Genomic DNA, 17,295 nt, shown 5'->3' on the forward strand with positions numbered 1-17,295 from the left:
CGCGGCAGCGACGAGCAAGCGCCCTTCGCCAGCTCTACGCCGCAAACTCAAACCTGCGAGTGATGGCCCTTCAGCTCATCGCCGACGATCCGCACCACGTGCAGCACGTTGGTCGAGCCAGGCGTCCGGAACGGCACGCCCGCCAGTACGATCACCCGGTCGCCGGCCTTCGCCATCCCATGCCGTAACGCCATCCGCTTCGACTTGGCCACCATGTCCTCGAACGACTCGACGTCGCGCGTATGCACGGCATGCGTCCCCCACAGCAGCCCCAGGCGACGTGCGGTCTCATCGCTCGGCGTCAGCACCAGCAGCGGCACCGACGGCCGCTCGCGCGCGATCCGGCGGGCGGTCGAGCCCGACGTCGTGAAGCAGATGATCGCCACCGCCGACACGGTCGCGGCGATGTTCTTCGCCGCCTCGGCCAGCGCGTCCGCGGTCGTCGGATCGGGCTTCATCACGGTGAAGTGCATGCGGTCGCCATGCTCGGGATCGGCCTCGACCGACACGCCGATCGCATCCATCATCGCGACCGATTCGACCGGCCATGCACCCGCTGCGCTTTCCGCCGACAGCATGATCGCGTCGGCGCCGTCATACACGGCGGTCGCGACGTCCGACACTTCCGCCCGCGTAGGGGAGGGCGAGGTGATCATCGATTCGAGCATCTGCGTCGCGACCACCACCGGGCGGCCCATCCGGCGCGAGACCTCGACGATGCGCTTCTGCAAAGGCGGGACCTGCTGCGGCGGCAGTTCGACGCCGAGATCGCCGCGCGCGACCATCACGCCGTCGCAGGCCTCGACGATTTCCTCGAGCCGCTCGATCGCCGCCGGCTTCTCGATCTTCGCCATCAGCGCCGCCTTGCCGCCGATCAGTTTCCGCGCTTCCCACAGATCTTCCGGGCGCTGGACGAACGACAGCGCGATCCAGTCGACGCCCTGGTCGACCGCGAAGTCGAGATCGCTGCGATCCTTCTCGGTCAGCGCGGCCATCGGCAGCACCACGTCGGGGACGTTCAGACCCTTGCTGTTCGACAGTGCGCCGCCAACCTCGACCCGCGTTGTGATCTCGCGCGGGCTATGCGACACGACGCGCAGCACGAGCTTGCCGTCGTCGAGCAGCAGGCGCGCGCCCGGCTCGATCGCCGCGAAGATCTCGTCGTGTGGCAGTTCCACCCGCGTTGCGTCGCCCGGCGTCGGGTCGCGATCGAGCACGAAGGTCGAGCCGGTTTCGAGCACGGTGCGGCCGCCGTCGAACTTGCCGACGCGCAGCTTCGGCCCCTGGAGATCGGCGAGGATCGTCGAGGGGCGGCCGAATTCCTTCTCCAGCGCGCGAATCGCCTGGATCACGGCGATCTTCGACTGCTGGTCGCCGTGGCTCATGTTGATCCGGAACGCGTCTGCGCCCGTGCGGAAGAGGGTAGCGATCATCTCGGGGGTGCTGCTGGCAGGGCCGAGCGTCGCTAGAATGCGGACTTTGCGCGAACGGGGTGCGATGGCCTTGGTCATGCGGTGCGTCTTCCTCGGCGTTTCCTGGGGGAGGTCTTTGCCGCGACGGGCCTTAAACCCTATCTCCGCGGGATCAACCACGGAGCATAGTAATGAATCCCGATCGCCTCGATACTTTGGACGATGCCGTAGCGGCACAGGCCTTTCGCCGCCTGATCCGTCATCTCCGCCACCGCGAGGACGCGCAGAACGTCGACCTGATGGGGCTCGCCGGTTTCTGTCGCAATTGCCTGTCCGACTGGGTCGAGGAAGCGAGCGGCCTGTCGAAGGATGCCGCACGCGAGACGGTTTACGGGATGCCGTATTCGGAGTGGAAGGCGCACCACCAGGGCGACGCGACGCCCGAGCAACTCGAACGGATGAAGGCGAGCGTCGCGAAGAACGCGGTGGTCTGAGAACGGCTGCCATTGATTCGCGACGATCCCCCGCAGGGTCGCTTGAGCCGGCCACGGTAAACGCCTAGACGCTGGCCCGCACCCAATTCGGCATGATTCAGGACGTCTCCGGACGACGATCACCGGTGCGGGCTTGTATCTTGATTGGCTTTTGACCGGCGCGTGGGCGCTGGCGAGTGGGGAATTTTCGATGTCTGACGAACGGCAACACGGCATGGGCGGCGGCGCGGTCGCAGCGGACGAACTGCGCCTGCTGATCGAGCGCGCCGAGCGTCTCGAAGAAGAGAAGAAGGGTATCTCGGACGACATCAAGGACGTGATGGCCGAAGCCAAGGGCCGCGGTTACGACCCCAAAGCGATCCGGAAAATCCTGTCGATCCGGAAGAAGAAGAAGGAAGAGTATCAGGAGGAGGAAGCGATCCTCGAAGTGTATCTCCAGGCGTTGGGGATGATCTGAGGATCGCCAGGGCGGTGAGACGGCCAAACGCGTCGATTTTGACGTGTTTAACAAAACTGTCATCGGTTGCGGCTTAGTGTCCGGCTATGAACATCCGTTTTCTCGCCGCCCTCGCGCTGGCTACTATGGCCGCCCCCGCCCAGTCGGATGAGGGGGCGGCCAACGCCAGCTTCTGCCAGCGGATCGCAACCGAGCTCGGTATGAAGACGGCGAAACCGTCTGACGGCCACGCCGCATGGGAGCTGAAGACGCTCGGTGGCCTGGGTACCGCGCTGTTCGGTGGATCGAGCTATGTTTCGATGGGGCTCGGTCCGGCTGAAGACTCGGTCATCACTAACGCACGCCAATATGTCGATGCGTGTGCCAGCGTCGCCAGCGGAATGGTATGCACGGTCACCGGGCCGGCGGAATTCCAGATTGGCGTGAAAGACCACATGGTCAAGATGCGCGCGAATGCAGGCGAGCGTGCACAGGTCAGCATGGTAAAGATGCGCATCCGATGCGAGGACCGTTGACCGCGCCGAATATTGCGCTTGCTGTCGTCACAGCCGTCCTCTTGCTGGTGCTGGTCAACGTCATCACGGTCGCCGCGTTCGCGCTCGACAAGCGGCGATCATCGACTGGCGCGTGGCGCATTCCTGAATCCCGCTTGCTCTGGCTCGCCGCACTTGGCGGCAGCCCGGGCGCGTTCTGGGCGCGCAATCGCTACCGGCACAAGACACGGAAGCAACCATTCGTCGGTCGGCTCCAGCTCATCGCGATGGTACAAGTTGGCGTCGTCGCAGGTCTCGCCATCGCGTTCGCATTCTAGGTTCGGCGACCGGCAGCGTCATTGCTGCACCTGGAAAAATAGGTGTATTGCTGTAATGCTACATTGCATCGGGGGGCAAGCATGCGGGTATTTCTGGGGATTGCGGCGGCATCATTGGTTAGTGCTCCCGTCGCGGCGCAATCGGTTGAGGTCGACACCCAAAAACTCGGTCAGCGGGCCGAGGCGTTCGTCCGGGTCCGCAACCAGTTCGATCAGGCGGCGATGATCGCGATGATGGCGCCCGAGTACCGGGAGGTGTCGCCCGTTGGCGAGGTCGATTCCCGCGAGCGCGTGATCGGGTTCTACGCAGCCGACAAGAAATCGGCCGCACCGCCGATGACGATCACCGAGACCGTCGCGCGGCCTGTTGGCACGATCGGTGTCGTCACGATGCGGATCGCCTACACCATGCCCGGCAAGGACGGTCAGATGCAGACGCGCGCGCTGCGGGCCGGCTTCGTCGCGCGACGGATCAAGGGCGACTGGCAGTTCGTGTCGTTGCAGTTCACCCCGATCCGCGGATGACGACCTAAGCCGCCTCCGCCGGCAGCGTCGTCCAGCCCAGCCCTGGGATCGTGATCGAGCGTTTGCCGGCGAGATCGGTGCGGCACACGATCAGTTCGCGGCTCTCTATGTAGCCGATCAGGCGCTTCACACGGCCAAGCGAACTCGTACCATACGTCGCTGCGATGCGCGCGTCAGACGGGCAGGGCTCGCCTTCACGTGCCGCGCGGGCCACCAAAAGGAACGCGCCGAGCATGTCGTCGGGCAGGCCGCTCGCCACGTCCAGCGCCGCCGTCCACGCCTCGTCCGTCATGTCGAAAATACCGGCGCGGGCGCAGCTCAGCCGCCGCACGAAGCCGGGCAGGTCGAGCGGCGGCTTGGCGAGGCCCCCCATCCGGCAGCGCACCTGGAAATCCTGGAACAGCACCGACGGAGGCCGCAGCGTCGACTCAGGATCCTCGACGATCGCGCGGAACACGTCGGCGTAGACCGCCTCGACCTCGTCGTCGGTCTTCTCGGGCGGCGGCGGTGCGGCGGTGCGCGGTTCGGGCGGGCGGGCGATGCCGTCGAGCAGTTCCTCCGCCGGCACGCGACGCGGGCGCGAATCGAACATCAGGCCGAGTTCGGGCGCGTCGACCACCGGCTCGGACAACAGGTCCTGCAGGTCCATCGGCGCAGCGCTGGGGAGGGGAGTGAGCTTCGGGCTTCCGCTGCGCGCGGAGGTCGCTACATCGCCGATCTTCACCGTGATCGGTCGCCGCGAAACCGCCGGCCCGAGCGCCATGAACGTGCCCCGCTGGAGATCGCGAATCGCTTCGGCCTGGCGTCGCTCCATGCCGAGCAGATCCGCCGCGCGCGCCATGTCGATGTCGAGGAAGGTGCGCCCCATCAGGAAGTTCGACGCTTCCGCGGCAACGTTCTTCGCGAGCTTGGCCAGCCGCTGCGTCGCGATCACCCCGGCGAGGCCGCGCTTACGGCCGCGGCACATCAGGTTGGTCATTGCCGCCAGCGATGCGCGGCGGACTTCCTCTGACACTTCGCCGCCGGTCACCGGCGCGAACATCTGCGCCTCGTCGACCACCACCAGCACCGGATACCAATGCTCGCGCGGCGCATCGAACAGCGCTGAGAGGAACGACGCCGCACAGCGCATCTGGCCCTCGACCTCGAGTCCTTCGAGGCTCAGCACGGCGGACGTCCGATGTTCGCGCAACCGCGTCGCGATGCGCGAGATTTCGCGCTCGCTATAGTCGCCGGCCTCGATCACGACGTGACCATGCGGGCCGGCGAGCGTCACGAAATCGCCTTCCGGATCGATCACGATCTGCTGGACGTGGCCCGCCGATCGCTCGAGCAGCCGGCGCAGCAGATGCGATTTTCCCGAGCCCGAATTGCCCTGCACCAACAGGCGGGTGGCGAGTAATTCCTCCAGGTCGACGCCGACGGCAGTACCATTGCCGTCGGTGCCCATATTCACGCTAACCGTCATGCCGCGCGTTTGGCAGGTGCGGGCGCATGGGAGCAAGGAGTCTTTGTCGCTTCCGTCGCAAGCCGGGCTTTGCGCGCTGGCATAATCCGCATTCCGGGCTAGGGCGCAAACCATGGCTACGAAACAATCCCTGCTCGCCGACCTTTCGCAGCGACTGCTCGGCAAGGCGCCGGGCGATCTCGACGACGAGGAGCGCCGCGTCCTCGCGGGGATCGAATCGGGTACCACCGTCAGCCGCGACGCCGCCGACGTGTCGGACGAGCGATCGACGTTCGGTGAACGGCTGTCGGACCGCGTCGCGGCGATCGGTGGGTCATGGGGGTTCATCATCGCGTTCAGTGCGGTGCTGATCGGCTGGATGCTGCTGAATTCGGACATCCTCGCGCATTTCGGCCGCGCGTTCGATCCGTATCCCTACATCTTCCTCAACCTGCTGCTGTCGACCGTCGCGGCGATCCAGGCGCCGGTGATCATGATGAGCCAGAACCGACAATCGGCGAAGGACCGCCTGGCGGCGAGCCTCGACTACGAGACCAACCTGCGCGCCGAACTCGACATCCTGCGCGTGCATCACAAGATCGATCATCTCGTGCTCGCCCGGCTCGAAGCGATCGAGCGGAAAATCGACGGTCTGGCGAAATCCGCGCCTGACGCCTAAGAGCGGGGCCATCAGCTAAAGAGGCACCGATGGCAGGCCATTCCAAATACAAGAATATCATGTACCGCAAGGGCGCGCAGGACAAGAAGCGCTCGTCGGCGTTCAGCAAGCTCAGCCGGGAAATCACGGTCGCGGCCAAGATGGGCCTGCCCGACGTCGACATGAACCCGCGCCTGCGCGCGGCGGTCAACGCGGCCAAGGCGGCGTCGCTGCCCAAGGAGAACATCCAGCGCTCGATCGACAAGGCGAGCCGCGGCGATGCCGAGAATTATGAGGAAATCCGCTACGAGGGCTTCGGCCCCGGCGGCGTGTCGCTGATCATCGAGGCGCTGACCGACAACCGCAACCGCACCGCGACCAACGTGCGCGTCGCGGTCGGCAAGAACGGCGGCAACCTCGGGGCGGGCGGTTCGGTCAGCCACGCATTCGACCGCGTCGGGCTGATCTCGTATCCGGCAAGCGCGGGCGATGCCGACACGGTGTTCGAAGCGGCACTCGAAGCGGGCGCGGAAGACGTCACGTCGAGCGAGGACGGCCATGAGGTCTGGACCGCGCAGGGCGACCTGCACGAGGTGGCCAAGGCGTTGGAAGCCAAGCTCGGCGAGGCGGAAGGCGCAAAGCTCGCCTGGCGTCCGCAGGTGATGGTCGCGGTGGGTGCGGATGATGCGGCGACGCTGTTCAAGCTGATCGACGCGCTCGACGACGACGACGACGTGCAGACGGTGTGGGGCAATTACGAAATATCCGACGAGATCATGGAAACGCTCGGCTGAGATGAAGAAGGTTGGTTCACGCGGAGACGCGGAGACGCGGAGAGTTGTGTTTCGTGGCGACCTCCTCCGCGTCAGCGGCCTCATCTCTGCCGGCCGGCCCGGAGAACTGAAAGTCCCGCTAACGCAAGACGATCGCCAAGAACGCACCCTCTCCGCGTCTCCGCGCCTCCGCGCGAACCAACTTTCTCCTTCTACCTGCGCATGATCATCCTCGGACTAGACCCCGGCCTCGGCACCACCGGCTGGGGCGTCATCCGCGCCGACGGCAACCGCTTGAGCCATATCGCCAACGGCCAGATCAAGACCGATCCGTCGATGGCGCTCCCCCGCCGCCTCACCGCGCTCTACAACGCGCTGATCGACGTCATCCGCACCGAGCGCCCCGACGGCGCCGCGGTCGAGGAAGTGCTCGGCAACACCAACGCGCAGTCGACGCTGAAGCTCGGGCAAGCGCGCGGCGTCGTCCTGCTCGCCGCGGCGGGCGCAGGGCTGCATATCGGCGAATACCACCCGTCGACCGTCAAGAAGGGCGTCGTCGGCACCGGCGGCGCAGACAAGAAGCAGATCCAGGCGATGATGGCCGTGTTGTTGCCCGGAGCGAAACTCGCCGGCCCCGACGCCGCCGACGCGCTCGCGGTCGCGATTACGCATGCGCATCACGTTGCCAGTGCCGCCGCCCTGGCACGACGCAGCGGCATAGGCGCCTGACCTCTTCGGCGATCCGACCAACGCGGGGTAACGCCGTCCCCGGCGTAGCATCCGACGACGCGCGCCACGGCTAGCCGCATCACAAATATCAACCGTAGCCAATATCCGCTCGGACAAAACCTGGTTCATTTTGAATGAGATCAGCGCCTGAGCGCTATAATTACACCTCAATCAAGTTTTAATAGCCAAGCCTGCATTGCTGTGGCAGCGCCGCCCGTGATTTTTTAATTTAGATTAAGGGCGGCGCGATGCTTGTCGAACACGTACGAGGTGGGACGAACAGCAACAATGTTCCGGCCTCGGCGTTCGCAATGCCCGCGGGCATGACGATGCGGTACGACCTCCCCGATCTCGCGCTGTCCGAGTATTTGACGGGGTACGCGATCTACGCCTCGAACGACCGCACCCCGATGCTCAACTGGTATCTGCCGGCACCGGCGATGATCTCCGTACTGGTCGATGCCGGGCCACTGACCGTCTCGGTCGGCAACCACCGCTTCGGCCCGCTCGACCGCGCAAGCTTCTACGGCCCGACCAGCCGCGCCTTCCGGACCGAGACGCGTGGCGGGATCGCCGTCGGCATCGGCCTCAGCGCGCTCGGCTGGTCGCGGCTCACCGCGCGGTCGGCGGGCGAATTCCACAACCGCGTCGTGCCGCTCAGTTCGGCGCTAGGGTCAGATCTTTCCGCGCGGCTGGTCGAAGGGCTCGACGCGCTAGACGACGACACGATGATCAAGCCGCTGCTCGATGCGGTGTTCGCTGCGTTTTTCACTCGCCCGCATCCGCGCGAGGATCTGATCCGCGCGTTCACGGCGTTGACCGTCACCGACGGCGTGATCGAGATGAAGGACGTCGCGGACCGCCTCGACATCCCGACGCATGAACTGCGACGCATGGCGACGCGCCATTTCGGCATGCCGCCAAAGCTGTTGCTAAGGCGCGCACGGTTCCTGCGATCGTTCATCAGCCTGATCAGGACGGACGGCATGGCGGACTATTCGAAGATCGACAGCAGCTATTTCGACGCCTCGCATTTCCTCCGCGATGCCGGCACGTTCCTCGGCACGACCCCGCGCCGCTTCATCGCGTCCGACACCGTATTCCTGCGCGCCAGCCTGCGTGCCCGCGCGATGGTGATCGGCGCGCCGACTCAGGCGCTGCACGAAGCCGCGAAGGCTACCGCGACCGTCCAGAACCGACCGACGGGCGAGCAGGATCGTCCGCAGCCTAACGCCTGACCGGCATGCGCGTCGATCGAGCAGGGAAGCGGGTATTTTGACGGGATGACGCCGCGCCGTCGATGTTCTACCGCCTGATCCAATGATCGTGCATCTCAAAGGACGGCTGGACTCGACCGGCATCGACCATGCCGTGATCGACGTCGGCGGCGTCGGCTATCTCGTCGGCGCATCGGCGCGCACGCTGTCGGCGCTCGGCCCAATCGGCGAGGCCTGCACGGTGTTCACCGAACTGCTGGTAGGCGAGGATTTCCAGCGGCTTGTCGGGTTTTCCAGCGCAGACGAGCGCGATTGGTTTCGGTTGCTGACGGGCGTGCAGGGGGTCGGCGCCCGCGTTGCGCTCGCGATCCTGTCGGCGCTTGAGCCGGTCGACCTGTCACGCGCGATCGCGAGCGGCGACAAGGCGATGGTCGCGCGCGCCAACGGTGTCGGCCCCAAGCTCGCCCAGCGCATCGTGATGGAATTGAAGGACAAGGTCGGCGGCATCGCGCTCGGTCTCGGGCCGGCGGTAGTCAACGCTGCGCCCGGCGCGTCCGCGGATGCGGTATCGGCGCTACTCAACCTCGGGTTCCGCCCGAACGAGGCGAGCGTCGCCGTGGCCGCGGCGGACGAGGAACTGGGGCCGGCGGCTTCGCTTGACGCGCTGGTCAGGCTGGCGTTGCGCAAGGCGTCGAAGTCTTAGGGTTAGGACGATCGCCGTTCTCCTGCGCACGCAGGAGTCCAGGATCACAATCCTCGCGCTCTGTTGCCCTGGGCTCCTGCGTGCGCAGGAGAACGCTATCGACCGCCAATAGTCCGTCATCCTGACGAAAGTCAGGATCCAGAGCCGCGATCGGCAGTGCCAATAACCCTGGATCCTGACTTTCGTCAGGATGACGGAGATGACTCGGGCGGTATGCGTACTACGGTCGCCTCGTCCTCAGAGCGGGGTGAGCAGCGCTTTCCCCCCGAAATGCGCGTCGAGGTTCGCAACCACCAACGCCCCCATCGCCGCCCGCCCGTCGACGGTCGCGCTACCCTGATGCGGTGACAGTACCACCCGATCCATCGCCTTGAGCGCGTCGGGAACCGCAGGTTCGTCGGCGAACACATCGAGCCCCGCCCCGGCGATCGTCCCGTCCTGGAGCGCCGCCACCAGCGCCGGTTCGTCCACCAGACTCCCCCGAGCGATATTGACCAAGATACCGTCCTCGCCAAGCGCCGCGAGAACACCCGCATCCACGATATGCGACGTCGCGTCGCCCCCAGGCGCGGCAATGATCAGCACGTCGCACGCCGCCGCAAGCGAAGCGATATCGGCATGGAACACGCCCGCCAAATCCGGCTTAGCGGAGCGCGCCGTATAATGGAGTTCACTCGCGAACGGCGCAGCGCGCTGGGCGATGGCCTTGCCGATCCGCCCCAGCCCGAAGATCCCGATCCGTCGCCCGCTCGCCCGGCGCGCGAGGTCGACCTGCCACCCGCCGTCCCGCACCACACGGTCGTTCGCGACGATCCGCCGCTGCACCGCCAGCATGAGCCCGATCGCGAGGTCCGCGACGTCGTCGGTCAGCACGTCGGGCGTCGTCGTCACCGCGATGCCGCGCGCTTTGGTCGCGGCAAGGTCGATTCCGTCATATCCGACGCCGTGAATCGCGATGATCTCCAGCGCAGGTAGGCGATCGAGCAGCACGGCATCGACCACGCTGCTCCCGCCACCGACGATCGCGCGCGTCGTCGCGGGCGGATCCTTGCGGTGCAACGTGAAGCGCTCGGCAAGCGTCGCCTCCAACGCGGGCGAGACTCCGCCCAGCAGATACAAATCGGGGTGCGAGGTGTTGTTGGTCATCCCACCCCCATAGCCGCCTTGCCCCCTTTACCGCGAGCGCGCTATCGCGGGGATGTGACCGATACAGACCGCATCCTGACTGCCGCCAAGCGTCCCGAAGACGTCGACGCCGCGCTGCGCCCGAAGACGCTCGACGAATTCGTCGGGCAAAAGGCCGCGCGCGAGAACCTTCGCATCTTCATCCAGGCGGCGAAGTCGCGTGGCGATGCGCTCGATCACGTGCTGTTCTTCGGGCCGCCGGGGCTCGGCAAGACCACGCTCGCGCAGATCGTGGCACGCGAAATGGGAGTGGGGTTCCGCGCCACCTCCGGCCCGGTGATCGCCAAGTCGGGCGATCTTGCCGCTCTGTTGACCAATCTCGAGGATGGCGACGTGCTGTTCATCGACGAGATCCACCGGTTGCAGCCCGCGGTCGAGGAAGTGCTGTATCCGGCGATGGAGGATCGCGCGCTCGATCTGATGATCGGCGAGGGGCCGAGCGCTCGGTCGGTGCGGATCGACCTGCCGCGGTTCACGCTGATCGGGGCGACCACGCGGCAGGGGTTGCTGACGACGCCGTTGCGCGATCGCTTCGGCATCCCGGTGCGGCTGCAATTCTACACGGTCGAGGAACTGGAGCGCGTCGTCACGCGCGCGGCGGGGTTGCTCGGACTGGGCATCGCCAAGGACGGCGCGATGGAGATCGCGCGGCGTGCGCGGGGGACGCCACGTATTGCCGGACGGTTGCTGCGAAGGGTGCGCGATTTCGCGAATGTCGCAGGGCACGAGACGGTCGACGCGCGGGCGGCGGATGCGGCGCTCAACCGGCTTGAAGTCGATTCGCTCGGGCTCGACGCGATGGATCGGCGGTATCTGATGATGATCGCCGACATCTACCGCGGTGGCCCGGTCGGTGTGGAGACTCTAGCGGCAGGTCTCAGCGAACCGCGCGACACGATCGAGGAAGTGATCGAGCCCTATCTGATCCAGCTCGGCCTGATCGCGCGCACCGCTCGCGGTCGGTTCCTGAATGCGGGAGGGTGGAAGCACCTCGGCCTGAACCCGCCGGCGGGGAGCCAGGACGGGCTGTTCGACGCATAAGGTCGTCATCGGACTCGTGATCGTTTTGGCCTCATATCGTCACCCCAGCGAAAACTGGGGTCGCCCAATTGGAGGGCGCCGGGGGGTGGCGATTCCCACGGGAATATCCCAGCTTTCGCTGGGATGACGGCCATGAGGCCTGGGACCCCGAAACTCCTTTGTAAGAATCCACTCCCAGAGATCGATCGAACTTGGGTGCGACACTGCTTTTGTTGCGTGGCACCCAAGCGCTTCATCTGATAGCCAACGCGAATGCCCCTTTCGGCCGCCGCCTCCGCCCGCGAAATCCTCACCAGCCTTCACGACGTGATGGCGTCGCGCACGTCCGCGCAAGCCAAGCTGAACGCCGTCGTCGGCATCATCGCCACCGCGATCGACAGTGAGGTCTGCTCGATCTACCTGCTGCGCGAAGGCGTGCTCGAACTGTTCGCGACCCGCGGCCTCGACCAGGCGGCTGTCCACGTCACCAAGCTTGCGCTCGGCGAAGGTCTGGTCGGCACGATCGCCGAGGACGTCGAGGTTCTCAATCTCGACGAAGCCGCCAGCCACCCCGATTTCGCCTACAAGCCCGAGACGGGCGAGGACCGGTTCCACAGCTTTGCCGGCGTGCCAATCATCCGTCGCGAGCGCTCGGTGGGCGTCCTGGCCGTCCAGCACACCGACCGTCGCAAATATGCCGACGTCGAGATCGAGGCGCTGCAGACGGTGGCGATGGTGCTCTCCGAACTGATCGCCAATGCCGGCCTGATCGACACCACCGGCGGCGGCGCGGACCGGCCGCAGTCGACCGCGGCGATGCGGATTCCCGGACAAAAGCTCGTCGACGGCATGGGCGCGGGCTTCGCGGTCTATCACCAGCCGCGTATCCATATCGAGCACACCGTCGCCGAGGACACCGACGCCGAGCGCCACCGCGTCTACGCGGCGTTCGACAAGATGCGCGAAGGCATCGACCGGATGACGCGCGAGGCCGAATTCGGCGTCGGCGGCGAGCATGTCGAAGTGCTCCAGACCTACAAGATGTTCGCCTATGACGAGGGCTGGGCGCGGCGCATCAACGAAGCGATCGACTCCGGCCTCACCGCCGAAGCCGCGATCGAGCGCGTCCAGCAGCGCACCCGCCAGCGCATGCGCCAGATCGACGATCCGCTGCTCGCCGACCGGATGCACGACCTGGAGGACTTGTCGAACCGGCTGCTCCGCATCGTCTCGGGCCAGATGGGTACCGCCGCGCAGATGGGCCTGCGCCAGGACACTATTCTCATTGCGCGCAATCTAGGCCCCGCCGAACTGCTTGAATACGACAAGCGCCGGCTGAAGGGTGTGATCCTCGAAGAAGGCTCGCTCACCGCGCACGTCACGATCGTCGCCCGCGCGATGGGCGTCCCCGTGCTTGGCCGCGTCCGCGACATCCGCCGGTTGGTCGCAGAGGGCGACATGCTGTTGCTCGACAGCGCCGAGAGCAACGTCTTCGCGCGGCCGTCCGCGGCGATGGAGGAGGCGTTCGAGGCGCGCCTCGCAATGCGCCAGAAGCGCAAGGCTGCGTTCGCGGCGCTGCGCGACGTGCCGCCGATCACCAAGGACGGCCACCGACTGACGCTGATGGTCAACGCCGGTCTACGCGACGATGTCGCCGCGCTCGACGTGACCGGCGCCGACGGCATTGGCCTGTTCCGCACCGAGTTCCAGTTCCTCGTCTCCGCCACGCTGCCACAGCGCGAGCGCCAGCAGCGGCTCTACCGCGAAGTGCTCGACGCGGCCGGCGATCGCCCGGTGATCTTCCGCACCGTGGATATCGGCGGCGACAAGGCGCTGCCGTATCTCAACAAGGAAGACGCCGACGAGGAGAATCCGGCGATGGGCTGGCGAGCGCTGCGCCTTGGCCTCGAGCGCGACGGGTTGATGAAGGTGCAGGCGCGCGCGCTTCTCGAAGCCGCCGCGGGTCGCACGCTCAACGTGATGTTCCCGATGGTCAGCGAGCCGTGGGAATTCGACGAGGCGCGTGCGCTGTTCGAGGCACAGCGGACGTGGCTCGAAGGGCGCGGGCGGAAGATGCCGCTCGCGATCCGCTACGGTGCGATGCTGGAGGTGCCGGCGCTCGCCGAGATGCTCGACATCCTGCTGCCGAAGATCGAGTTTCTGTCGATCGGCACCAACGACCTCACGCAGTTCCTGTTCGCCGCCGATCGCGCCAATCCGAAGCTCGCCGAGCGCTACGACTGGCTCAGTCCGTCGATCCTCCGCTTCATCGCGCGGCTGGTCGCACCGGTCCGCGCGGCGGGTGTCGACCTGGCGGTCTGCGGCGAGATGGGTGGGCGTCCGCTTGAGGCTATGGCGCTGATCGGGCTCGGCATCGAGCGGCTGTCGATAACTCCCGCGGCCGTCGGTCCTATCAAGGCGATGACGCGCTCGCTCGATCGCGCTGCGCTGACCGCATACATGGCAGGGCTGCTGGCCAACCCGCCGCGCGACATGCGCGGTGCGCTGACGACCTGGGCAACCGAGAACGGCGTCGAAATCGTCTGATCGGCGGAAAGCTGCGGTTAAGACGCGCGGTGCGTTGACACGGCTGGGGCCCTCTGAAAGACGGGTGACATGGCGGGAAACGCTACGCACCCGTGTTCGGAGACAAGAATGGACGAGGTCGAAACCGGCCAGAACGCAGCACCCGCTCAACCAGAGCGTGCTGGCGACATTCTCCGCAAGGCACGCGAGGCGCAGGGCCTGACCGTCGCGGATATCGCGACGCGTACCCGCGTGCCGCTGCGCCACCTCGAAGCGATCGAGGCATCCGATTATTCGACGCTGCCGTCCTCGACCTACGCAGTCGGTTTCAGCCGTGCCTATGCGCGCGCGATGGGCATCGACGAGGTGCAGATCGCCAACATCGTCCGGAGTGACGTCGCGAAGTTGGGCAGCAAGAAGCCCGAATACGAACCGTACGAGATGACCGATCCGTCGCGCGTGCCTTCGCGCGGGCTGGCGATCGTCGCGCTGGGCATCGCGATCGCGGTGCTGGTGCTGGTCGGGCTGTGGTACGGCACCGACATGTTCCGTGGTTCGAACAACGCCTCGACCACGACGCCGATCGCCGAGACCGCGCCGAACCCCGCCGCGCAGACCGCGCAACCGGTTCCTGCGCCGGCCACGCCGGCCAACGGGCAGGTCACGCTGACTGCCTCGGACGAGGTGTGGATGCGCGTCTACGATGCCGACAACAAGACGCTGTACCTCGGCACTATGAAGCCCGGCGAGAAGTTCGATGTGCCGAAGGATGCCAAGGATCCGAAGATCAACATCGGTCGCGCCGACAAGCTGGCGGTGACGCTCAACGGCGCCGCGGCGCCTGCGCTCGGCACGGGTGAACGCGCGATCAAGGACGTGTCCGTGGGTGCGCCGGCGATCGCGGCGCGGATTGCCGGCACGCCCGAGCCTCAGGCCACGCCGACCGCGACCGAAGCGACGCCGACGCGGTCGTCCGAGCGGTCACGCACCGCCAACCGTCCCCGCACGCCGCGTCGTCCATTGAGCGAAACGCAGCGTGCCAATCTGGATGCGGCCGCGAATCCACCACCCGCCGCTACGGCAACGCCCAATCCGTAACGGCGGCAGACCGGCGCCAGGGTCTTAAGGCTGGCGACAGGATGGGTAGTGCAGCTATACCCGGACGATTAACCAATCCACCGGGGGGTGTGGCCCATGCGTAAGTCAATTCTGGTCGGCATCTGCCTCGCGGCGCTGTCGCCCGCTGCCGTACAGGCACAAAACGTCGAGGGCCGCGTCGGCAAGCTCGAAAGCGAAATGCGCGCGGTCCAGCGGAAGGTTTTCCCGGGTGGTGCGGGCCAGATGCTCCAGCCCGAAGTCCGCGCGCCGCAGAGCGAGCAGGGGCCGGGGCCGGGCTCGCCCGCGACCAGCGCGCTTGCGGACGTGAACCAGCGCGTCACGTCGCTCGAACAGCAGATGACCTCGCTCACCGAGCAGATCGAGCAGAACCAGAACCGCACCCGCCAGTTGCAGGACGCGTTCGACAATTACCGCCGTTCGAACGATGCGCGGCTGAAGACGCTCGAGACCGGTCCCGCGCCGATCGCGACGGGGGCGGGGGCTGGTGGCCCGATCGAATCCGATGATCAGTCGAGTGGTCCATCACGCCCGACCACACGCCCCGAAATCGCGAGCAAGCCTGGCGCGGCGACACCGACGAAGGTCTCGGTCGAGAAGCCGTCGACCGGCGATCCGGCTGAGGACGAGTATATGTACGGCTACCGTCTCTGGGCGGCCAAGCAGTATCCGCAAGCCGAGGCGCAGCTGAAGAAGGTCGTCGCCGAATACCCGAAGAGCAAGCGTGCCAGTTACGCGCAGAATCTGCTCGGCCGGTCGTATCTCGACGAGGGCAAGCCGAGCCTCGCCTCGATGGCGTTCTACGATAATTACAAGAAGATGCCCGAAGGCGAGCGCGCGCCGGACAGCCTGCTGTATCTCGGTCAGGCGCTGACCAAGCTCAACAAGCCGGCGGATGCGTGCAAGGTGTATGACGAGCTGAACGACGTCTACGGCGCCAAGATGGCGTCGGCGATGAAGGGGCAGGTTGCCGCCGGGCGCAGCGCGGCGAAGTGCAAGTAAGGCATCTTCCAGTGCGCATGCGTACCTGCCTGTCCGTGACCTCACGTCGCACTTTACCACCCCCCCGGCGGAGGCCGGGGCCTAATTGGCAAGGTCGTCGTAACGAAGGGCTACGCTTAGTCATCACCGTCCCCCAATTGGGTCCCGGCCTCCGCCGGGGTGGTGACTGCTCGACCGTCGGGACTGTCTCCGCATGACCGAAGAAGGACGCCGCTTCGCCGCCGACTTCGCGCGGCTCGCCAGCGACATCACCAATCCGCTGTTCGCCGTCTCCGGCGGCCCGGACAGCATGGCGATGCTCACCCTAGCGCACGAAGCCCTCTCCCCCGGCTTCACGGTCGCCAGCATCGACCACCGCCTCCGCCCCGAAGCGGTGGAAGAGTCCGCCATGGTCGCCGCGCATTGCGCAACGCTCGGCATCGCCCACGCCACGCTCGCCCCCAGCGAACCGATCACCGGTGCCAGCATCCAGGCGCAGGCCCGCACCACGCGCTACGCCCTCCTGACCGATCACGCCCGCGCGATCGGGGCAGGGGCGCTCGTCACCGGCCATCACGCCGACGACCAGGCAGAAACCTTCCTCATGCGCGCCGCCCGCGGCTCCGGCCTTGCCGGCCTCGCCGGAGTCCGCGCCCGCACCGAAGTCCACGGCGTCACGGTTATCCGCCCGCTGCTCGACTGGCGCCGCGCCGAGCTCCGTGCGATTGTCCGCCGCGCCGAAGTGCCGTTCTTCGACGATCCCTCAAACCACGACGACCGTCACGATCGCACCCGCTTCCGCCGGTTGCTCGACGAGAACGAATGGCTCGGCACGCCCAACCTCGCCCGCGCCGCAGCGGCACTCGCCGAGACCGACACCGACGTCCGCGCGATGGTCGACTGGATCTGGACCGAACGCGCCAAGGTCGGCGGCGGCGAGGTGAAGCTCGCGGTCGAGAAGCTGCCCCGCGAGATCCTCCGCCGCCTCGCGCGCCGCGCGATCGGTACGGTCCGCACCGACGCCGGCATCGTCGCGCCCGAATGGACCGAGGCTGCCAACATCGAAAGCCTGCTCGACTCGCTGATGACCGGCAAGCGCACCACCCAAGCCGGGATCATCGCCAGCGTTCGCGGCGACGTCTGGCGCTTCCGCGAGGCACCACCGCGCAGAACCGCTTAGCGCGCCCGTCCGTTCACACTGATCAACGCAAGTCGCGCGTTGTTCCATTGCCATTAACCTG

Annotated in this window: 18 protein-coding genes; 15 read left to right on the top strand and 3 right to left on the bottom strand. The window is 66.5% G+C overall.

Annotated features, from left to right (window positions below):
* Positions 1–47: 47 nt before the first annotated feature.
* Positions 48–1,511: a pyruvate kinase gene (gene pyk, locus C8J42_RS00220; protein WP_133018494.1), complete on the bottom strand. Its 1,464-nt coding sequence runs from the start codon at positions 1,509–1,511 to the stop codon at positions 48–50.
* Positions 1,512–1,603: 92 nt separating this feature from the next.
* On the opposite strand from pyk, the gene C8J42_RS00225 reads away from it, so the two are divergent.
* The 5 genes from C8J42_RS00225 (at position 1,604) to C8J42_RS00245 (ending at position 3,699) form a co-directional block, all read left to right on the top strand.
* Entirely contained in the window at positions 1,604–1,906 is a 303-nt protein-coding gene (locus tag C8J42_RS00225; RefSeq protein ID WP_133018495.1) for a DUF1244 domain-containing protein, read from the top strand.
* Between the two features lie 214 nt (positions 1,907–2,120).
* Entirely contained in the window at positions 2,121–2,363 is a 243-nt protein-coding gene (locus C8J42_RS00230; protein ID WP_197942503.1) for a DUF2312 domain-containing protein, read from the top strand.
* A gap of 86 nt (positions 2,364–2,449) precedes the next feature.
* On the top strand, positions 2,450–2,878 hold the full coding sequence (locus C8J42_RS00235) for a hypothetical protein (RefSeq protein ID WP_133018496.1): 429 nt from the start codon (positions 2,450–2,452) through the stop codon (positions 2,876–2,878).
* Positions 2,863–3,174, top strand: a complete 312-nt coding sequence (locus tag C8J42_RS00240) for a DUF1294 domain-containing protein (RefSeq protein WP_133018497.1) — start codon at positions 2,863–2,865, stop codon at positions 3,172–3,174. Before C8J42_RS00235 ends, C8J42_RS00240 begins: the two co-directional genes overlap by 16 nt.
* Positions 3,175–3,255: 81 nt before the next feature.
* Complete coding sequence (locus C8J42_RS00245) at positions 3,256–3,699, top strand: nuclear transport factor 2 family protein (protein ID WP_133018498.1); 444 nt, start codon at positions 3,256–3,258, stop codon at positions 3,697–3,699.
* A gap of 4 nt (positions 3,700–3,703) precedes the next feature.
* On the opposite strand, the gene C8J42_RS00250 is transcribed toward C8J42_RS00245, so the two are convergent.
* Complete coding sequence (locus C8J42_RS00250; protein ID WP_056051716.1) at positions 3,704–5,167, bottom strand: ATP-binding protein; 1,464 nt, start codon at positions 5,165–5,167, stop codon at positions 3,704–3,706.
* A 112-nt stretch (positions 5,168–5,279) separates the two neighbouring features.
* Here C8J42_RS00250 and C8J42_RS00255 point away from each other — a divergent pair, with 112 nt between their 5' ends.
* The 5 genes from C8J42_RS00255 to ruvA all read left to right on the top strand — a co-directional run bounded on the left by C8J42_RS00255 (position 5,280) and on the right by ruvA (position 9,226).
* Positions 5,280–5,825: a DUF1003 domain-containing protein gene (locus C8J42_RS00255; RefSeq protein ID WP_133018499.1), complete on the top strand. Its 546-nt coding sequence runs from the start codon at positions 5,280–5,282 to the stop codon at positions 5,823–5,825.
* Between the two features lie 29 nt (positions 5,826–5,854).
* Positions 5,855–6,598, top strand: a complete 744-nt coding sequence (locus C8J42_RS00260) for a YebC/PmpR family DNA-binding transcriptional regulator (protein ID WP_056051712.1) — start codon at positions 5,855–5,857, stop codon at positions 6,596–6,598.
* A 201-nt stretch (positions 6,599–6,799) separates the two neighbouring features.
* Entirely contained in the window at positions 6,800–7,306 is a 507-nt protein-coding gene (ruvC, locus tag C8J42_RS00265) for a crossover junction endodeoxyribonuclease RuvC (RefSeq protein WP_056061275.1), read from the top strand.
* A gap of 323 nt (positions 7,307–7,629) precedes the next feature.
* On the top strand, positions 7,630–8,544 hold the full coding sequence (locus C8J42_RS00270) for a hypothetical protein (RefSeq protein ID WP_165895392.1): 915 nt from the start codon (positions 7,630–7,632) through the stop codon (positions 8,542–8,544).
* A gap of 82 nt (positions 8,545–8,626) precedes the next feature.
* Positions 8,627–9,226, top strand: a complete 600-nt coding sequence (ruvA, locus tag C8J42_RS00275; RefSeq protein ID WP_133018501.1) for a Holliday junction branch migration protein RuvA — start codon at positions 8,627–8,629, stop codon at positions 9,224–9,226.
* Between the two features lie 237 nt (positions 9,227–9,463).
* Here ruvA and C8J42_RS00285 read toward each other — a convergent pair whose 3' ends face one another.
* Positions 9,464–10,372 (bottom strand): 2-hydroxyacid dehydrogenase, encoded by a 909-nt coding sequence (locus C8J42_RS00285; RefSeq protein ID WP_133018503.1) that lies wholly within the window; start codon positions 10,370–10,372, stop codon positions 9,464–9,466.
* 54 nt (positions 10,373–10,426) lie between these two features.
* On the opposite strand from C8J42_RS00285, the gene ruvB reads away from it, so the two are divergent.
* The 5 genes from ruvB to tilS all read left to right on the top strand — a co-directional run bounded on the left by ruvB (position 10,427) and on the right by tilS (position 17,234).
* The gene (gene ruvB, locus C8J42_RS00290) at positions 10,427–11,452 is read left to right on the top strand and encodes a Holliday junction branch migration DNA helicase RuvB (protein ID WP_056061260.1); all 1,026 of its coding nucleotides are present in this window, start codon (positions 10,427–10,429) and stop codon (positions 11,450–11,452) included.
* A gap of 252 nt (positions 11,453–11,704) precedes the next feature.
* Positions 11,705–13,978: a phosphoenolpyruvate--protein phosphotransferase gene (gene ptsP / locus C8J42_RS00295; RefSeq protein ID WP_133018504.1), complete on the top strand. Its 2,274-nt coding sequence runs from the start codon at positions 11,705–11,707 to the stop codon at positions 13,976–13,978.
* A 108-nt stretch (positions 13,979–14,086) separates the two neighbouring features.
* Complete coding sequence (locus C8J42_RS00300) at positions 14,087–15,055, top strand: helix-turn-helix domain-containing protein (RefSeq protein ID WP_133018505.1); 969 nt, start codon at positions 14,087–14,089, stop codon at positions 15,053–15,055.
* Positions 15,056–15,151: 96 nt separating this feature from the next.
* Complete coding sequence (locus tag C8J42_RS00305) at positions 15,152–16,075, top strand: tetratricopeptide repeat protein (protein ID WP_133018506.1); 924 nt, start codon at positions 15,152–15,154, stop codon at positions 16,073–16,075.
* Between the two features lie 193 nt (positions 16,076–16,268).
* On the top strand, positions 16,269–17,234 hold the full coding sequence (gene tilS / locus C8J42_RS00310; RefSeq protein ID WP_133018507.1) for a tRNA lysidine(34) synthetase TilS: 966 nt from the start codon (positions 16,269–16,271) through the stop codon (positions 17,232–17,234).
* Positions 17,235–17,295: the final 61 nt, after the last annotated feature.

Source organism: Sphingomonas sp. PP-CE-1A-559 (assembly GCF_004340965.1).
In the GTDB taxonomy this organism is placed as follows: Bacteria; Pseudomonadota; Alphaproteobacteria; order Sphingomonadales; family Sphingomonadaceae; genus Sphingomonas.

Bases quoted from the DNA above. Each gene is read 5' to 3' on its own strand.
- pyk (WP_133018494.1), bottom strand. From the start codon at position 1,511: ATGACCAAGGCCATCGCACCCCGTTCGCGCAAAGTCCGCATTCTAGCG.
- C8J42_RS00225 (WP_133018495.1), top strand. From the start codon at position 1,604: ATGAATCCCGATCGCCTCGATACTTTGGACGATGCCGTAGCGGCACAG.
- C8J42_RS00230 (WP_197942503.1), top strand. From the start codon at position 2,121: ATGGGCGGCGGCGCGGTCGCAGCGGACGAACTGCGCCTGCTGATCGAG.
- C8J42_RS00235 (WP_133018496.1), top strand. From the start codon at position 2,450: ATGAACATCCGTTTTCTCGCCGCCCTCGCGCTGGCTACTATGGCCGCC.
- C8J42_RS00240 (WP_133018497.1), top strand. From the start codon at position 2,863: ATGCGAGGACCGTTGACCGCGCCGAATATTGCGCTTGCTGTCGTCACA.
- C8J42_RS00245 (WP_133018498.1), top strand. From the start codon at position 3,256: ATGCGGGTATTTCTGGGGATTGCGGCGGCATCATTGGTTAGTGCTCCC.
- C8J42_RS00250 (WP_056051716.1), bottom strand. From the start codon at position 5,167: ATGACGGTTAGCGTGAATATGGGCACCGACGGCAATGGTACTGCCGTC.
- C8J42_RS00255 (WP_133018499.1), top strand. From the start codon at position 5,280: ATGGCTACGAAACAATCCCTGCTCGCCGACCTTTCGCAGCGACTGCTC.
- C8J42_RS00260 (WP_056051712.1), top strand. From the start codon at position 5,855: ATGGCAGGCCATTCCAAATACAAGAATATCATGTACCGCAAGGGCGCG.
- ruvC (WP_056061275.1), top strand. From the start codon at position 6,800: ATGATCATCCTCGGACTAGACCCCGGCCTCGGCACCACCGGCTGGGGC.
- C8J42_RS00270 (WP_165895392.1), top strand. From the start codon at position 7,630: ATGACGATGCGGTACGACCTCCCCGATCTCGCGCTGTCCGAGTATTTG.
- ruvA (WP_133018501.1), top strand. From the start codon at position 8,627: ATGATCGTGCATCTCAAAGGACGGCTGGACTCGACCGGCATCGACCAT.
- C8J42_RS00285 (WP_133018503.1), bottom strand. From the start codon at position 10,372: ATGACCAACAACACCTCGCACCCCGATTTGTATCTGCTGGGCGGAGTC.
- ptsP (WP_133018504.1), top strand. From the start codon at position 11,705: ATGCCCCTTTCGGCCGCCGCCTCCGCCCGCGAAATCCTCACCAGCCTT.
- C8J42_RS00300 (WP_133018505.1), top strand. From the start codon at position 14,087: ATGGACGAGGTCGAAACCGGCCAGAACGCAGCACCCGCTCAACCAGAG.
- C8J42_RS00305 (WP_133018506.1), top strand. From the start codon at position 15,152: ATGCGTAAGTCAATTCTGGTCGGCATCTGCCTCGCGGCGCTGTCGCCC.
- tilS (WP_133018507.1), top strand. From the start codon at position 16,269: ATGACCGAAGAAGGACGCCGCTTCGCCGCCGACTTCGCGCGGCTCGCC.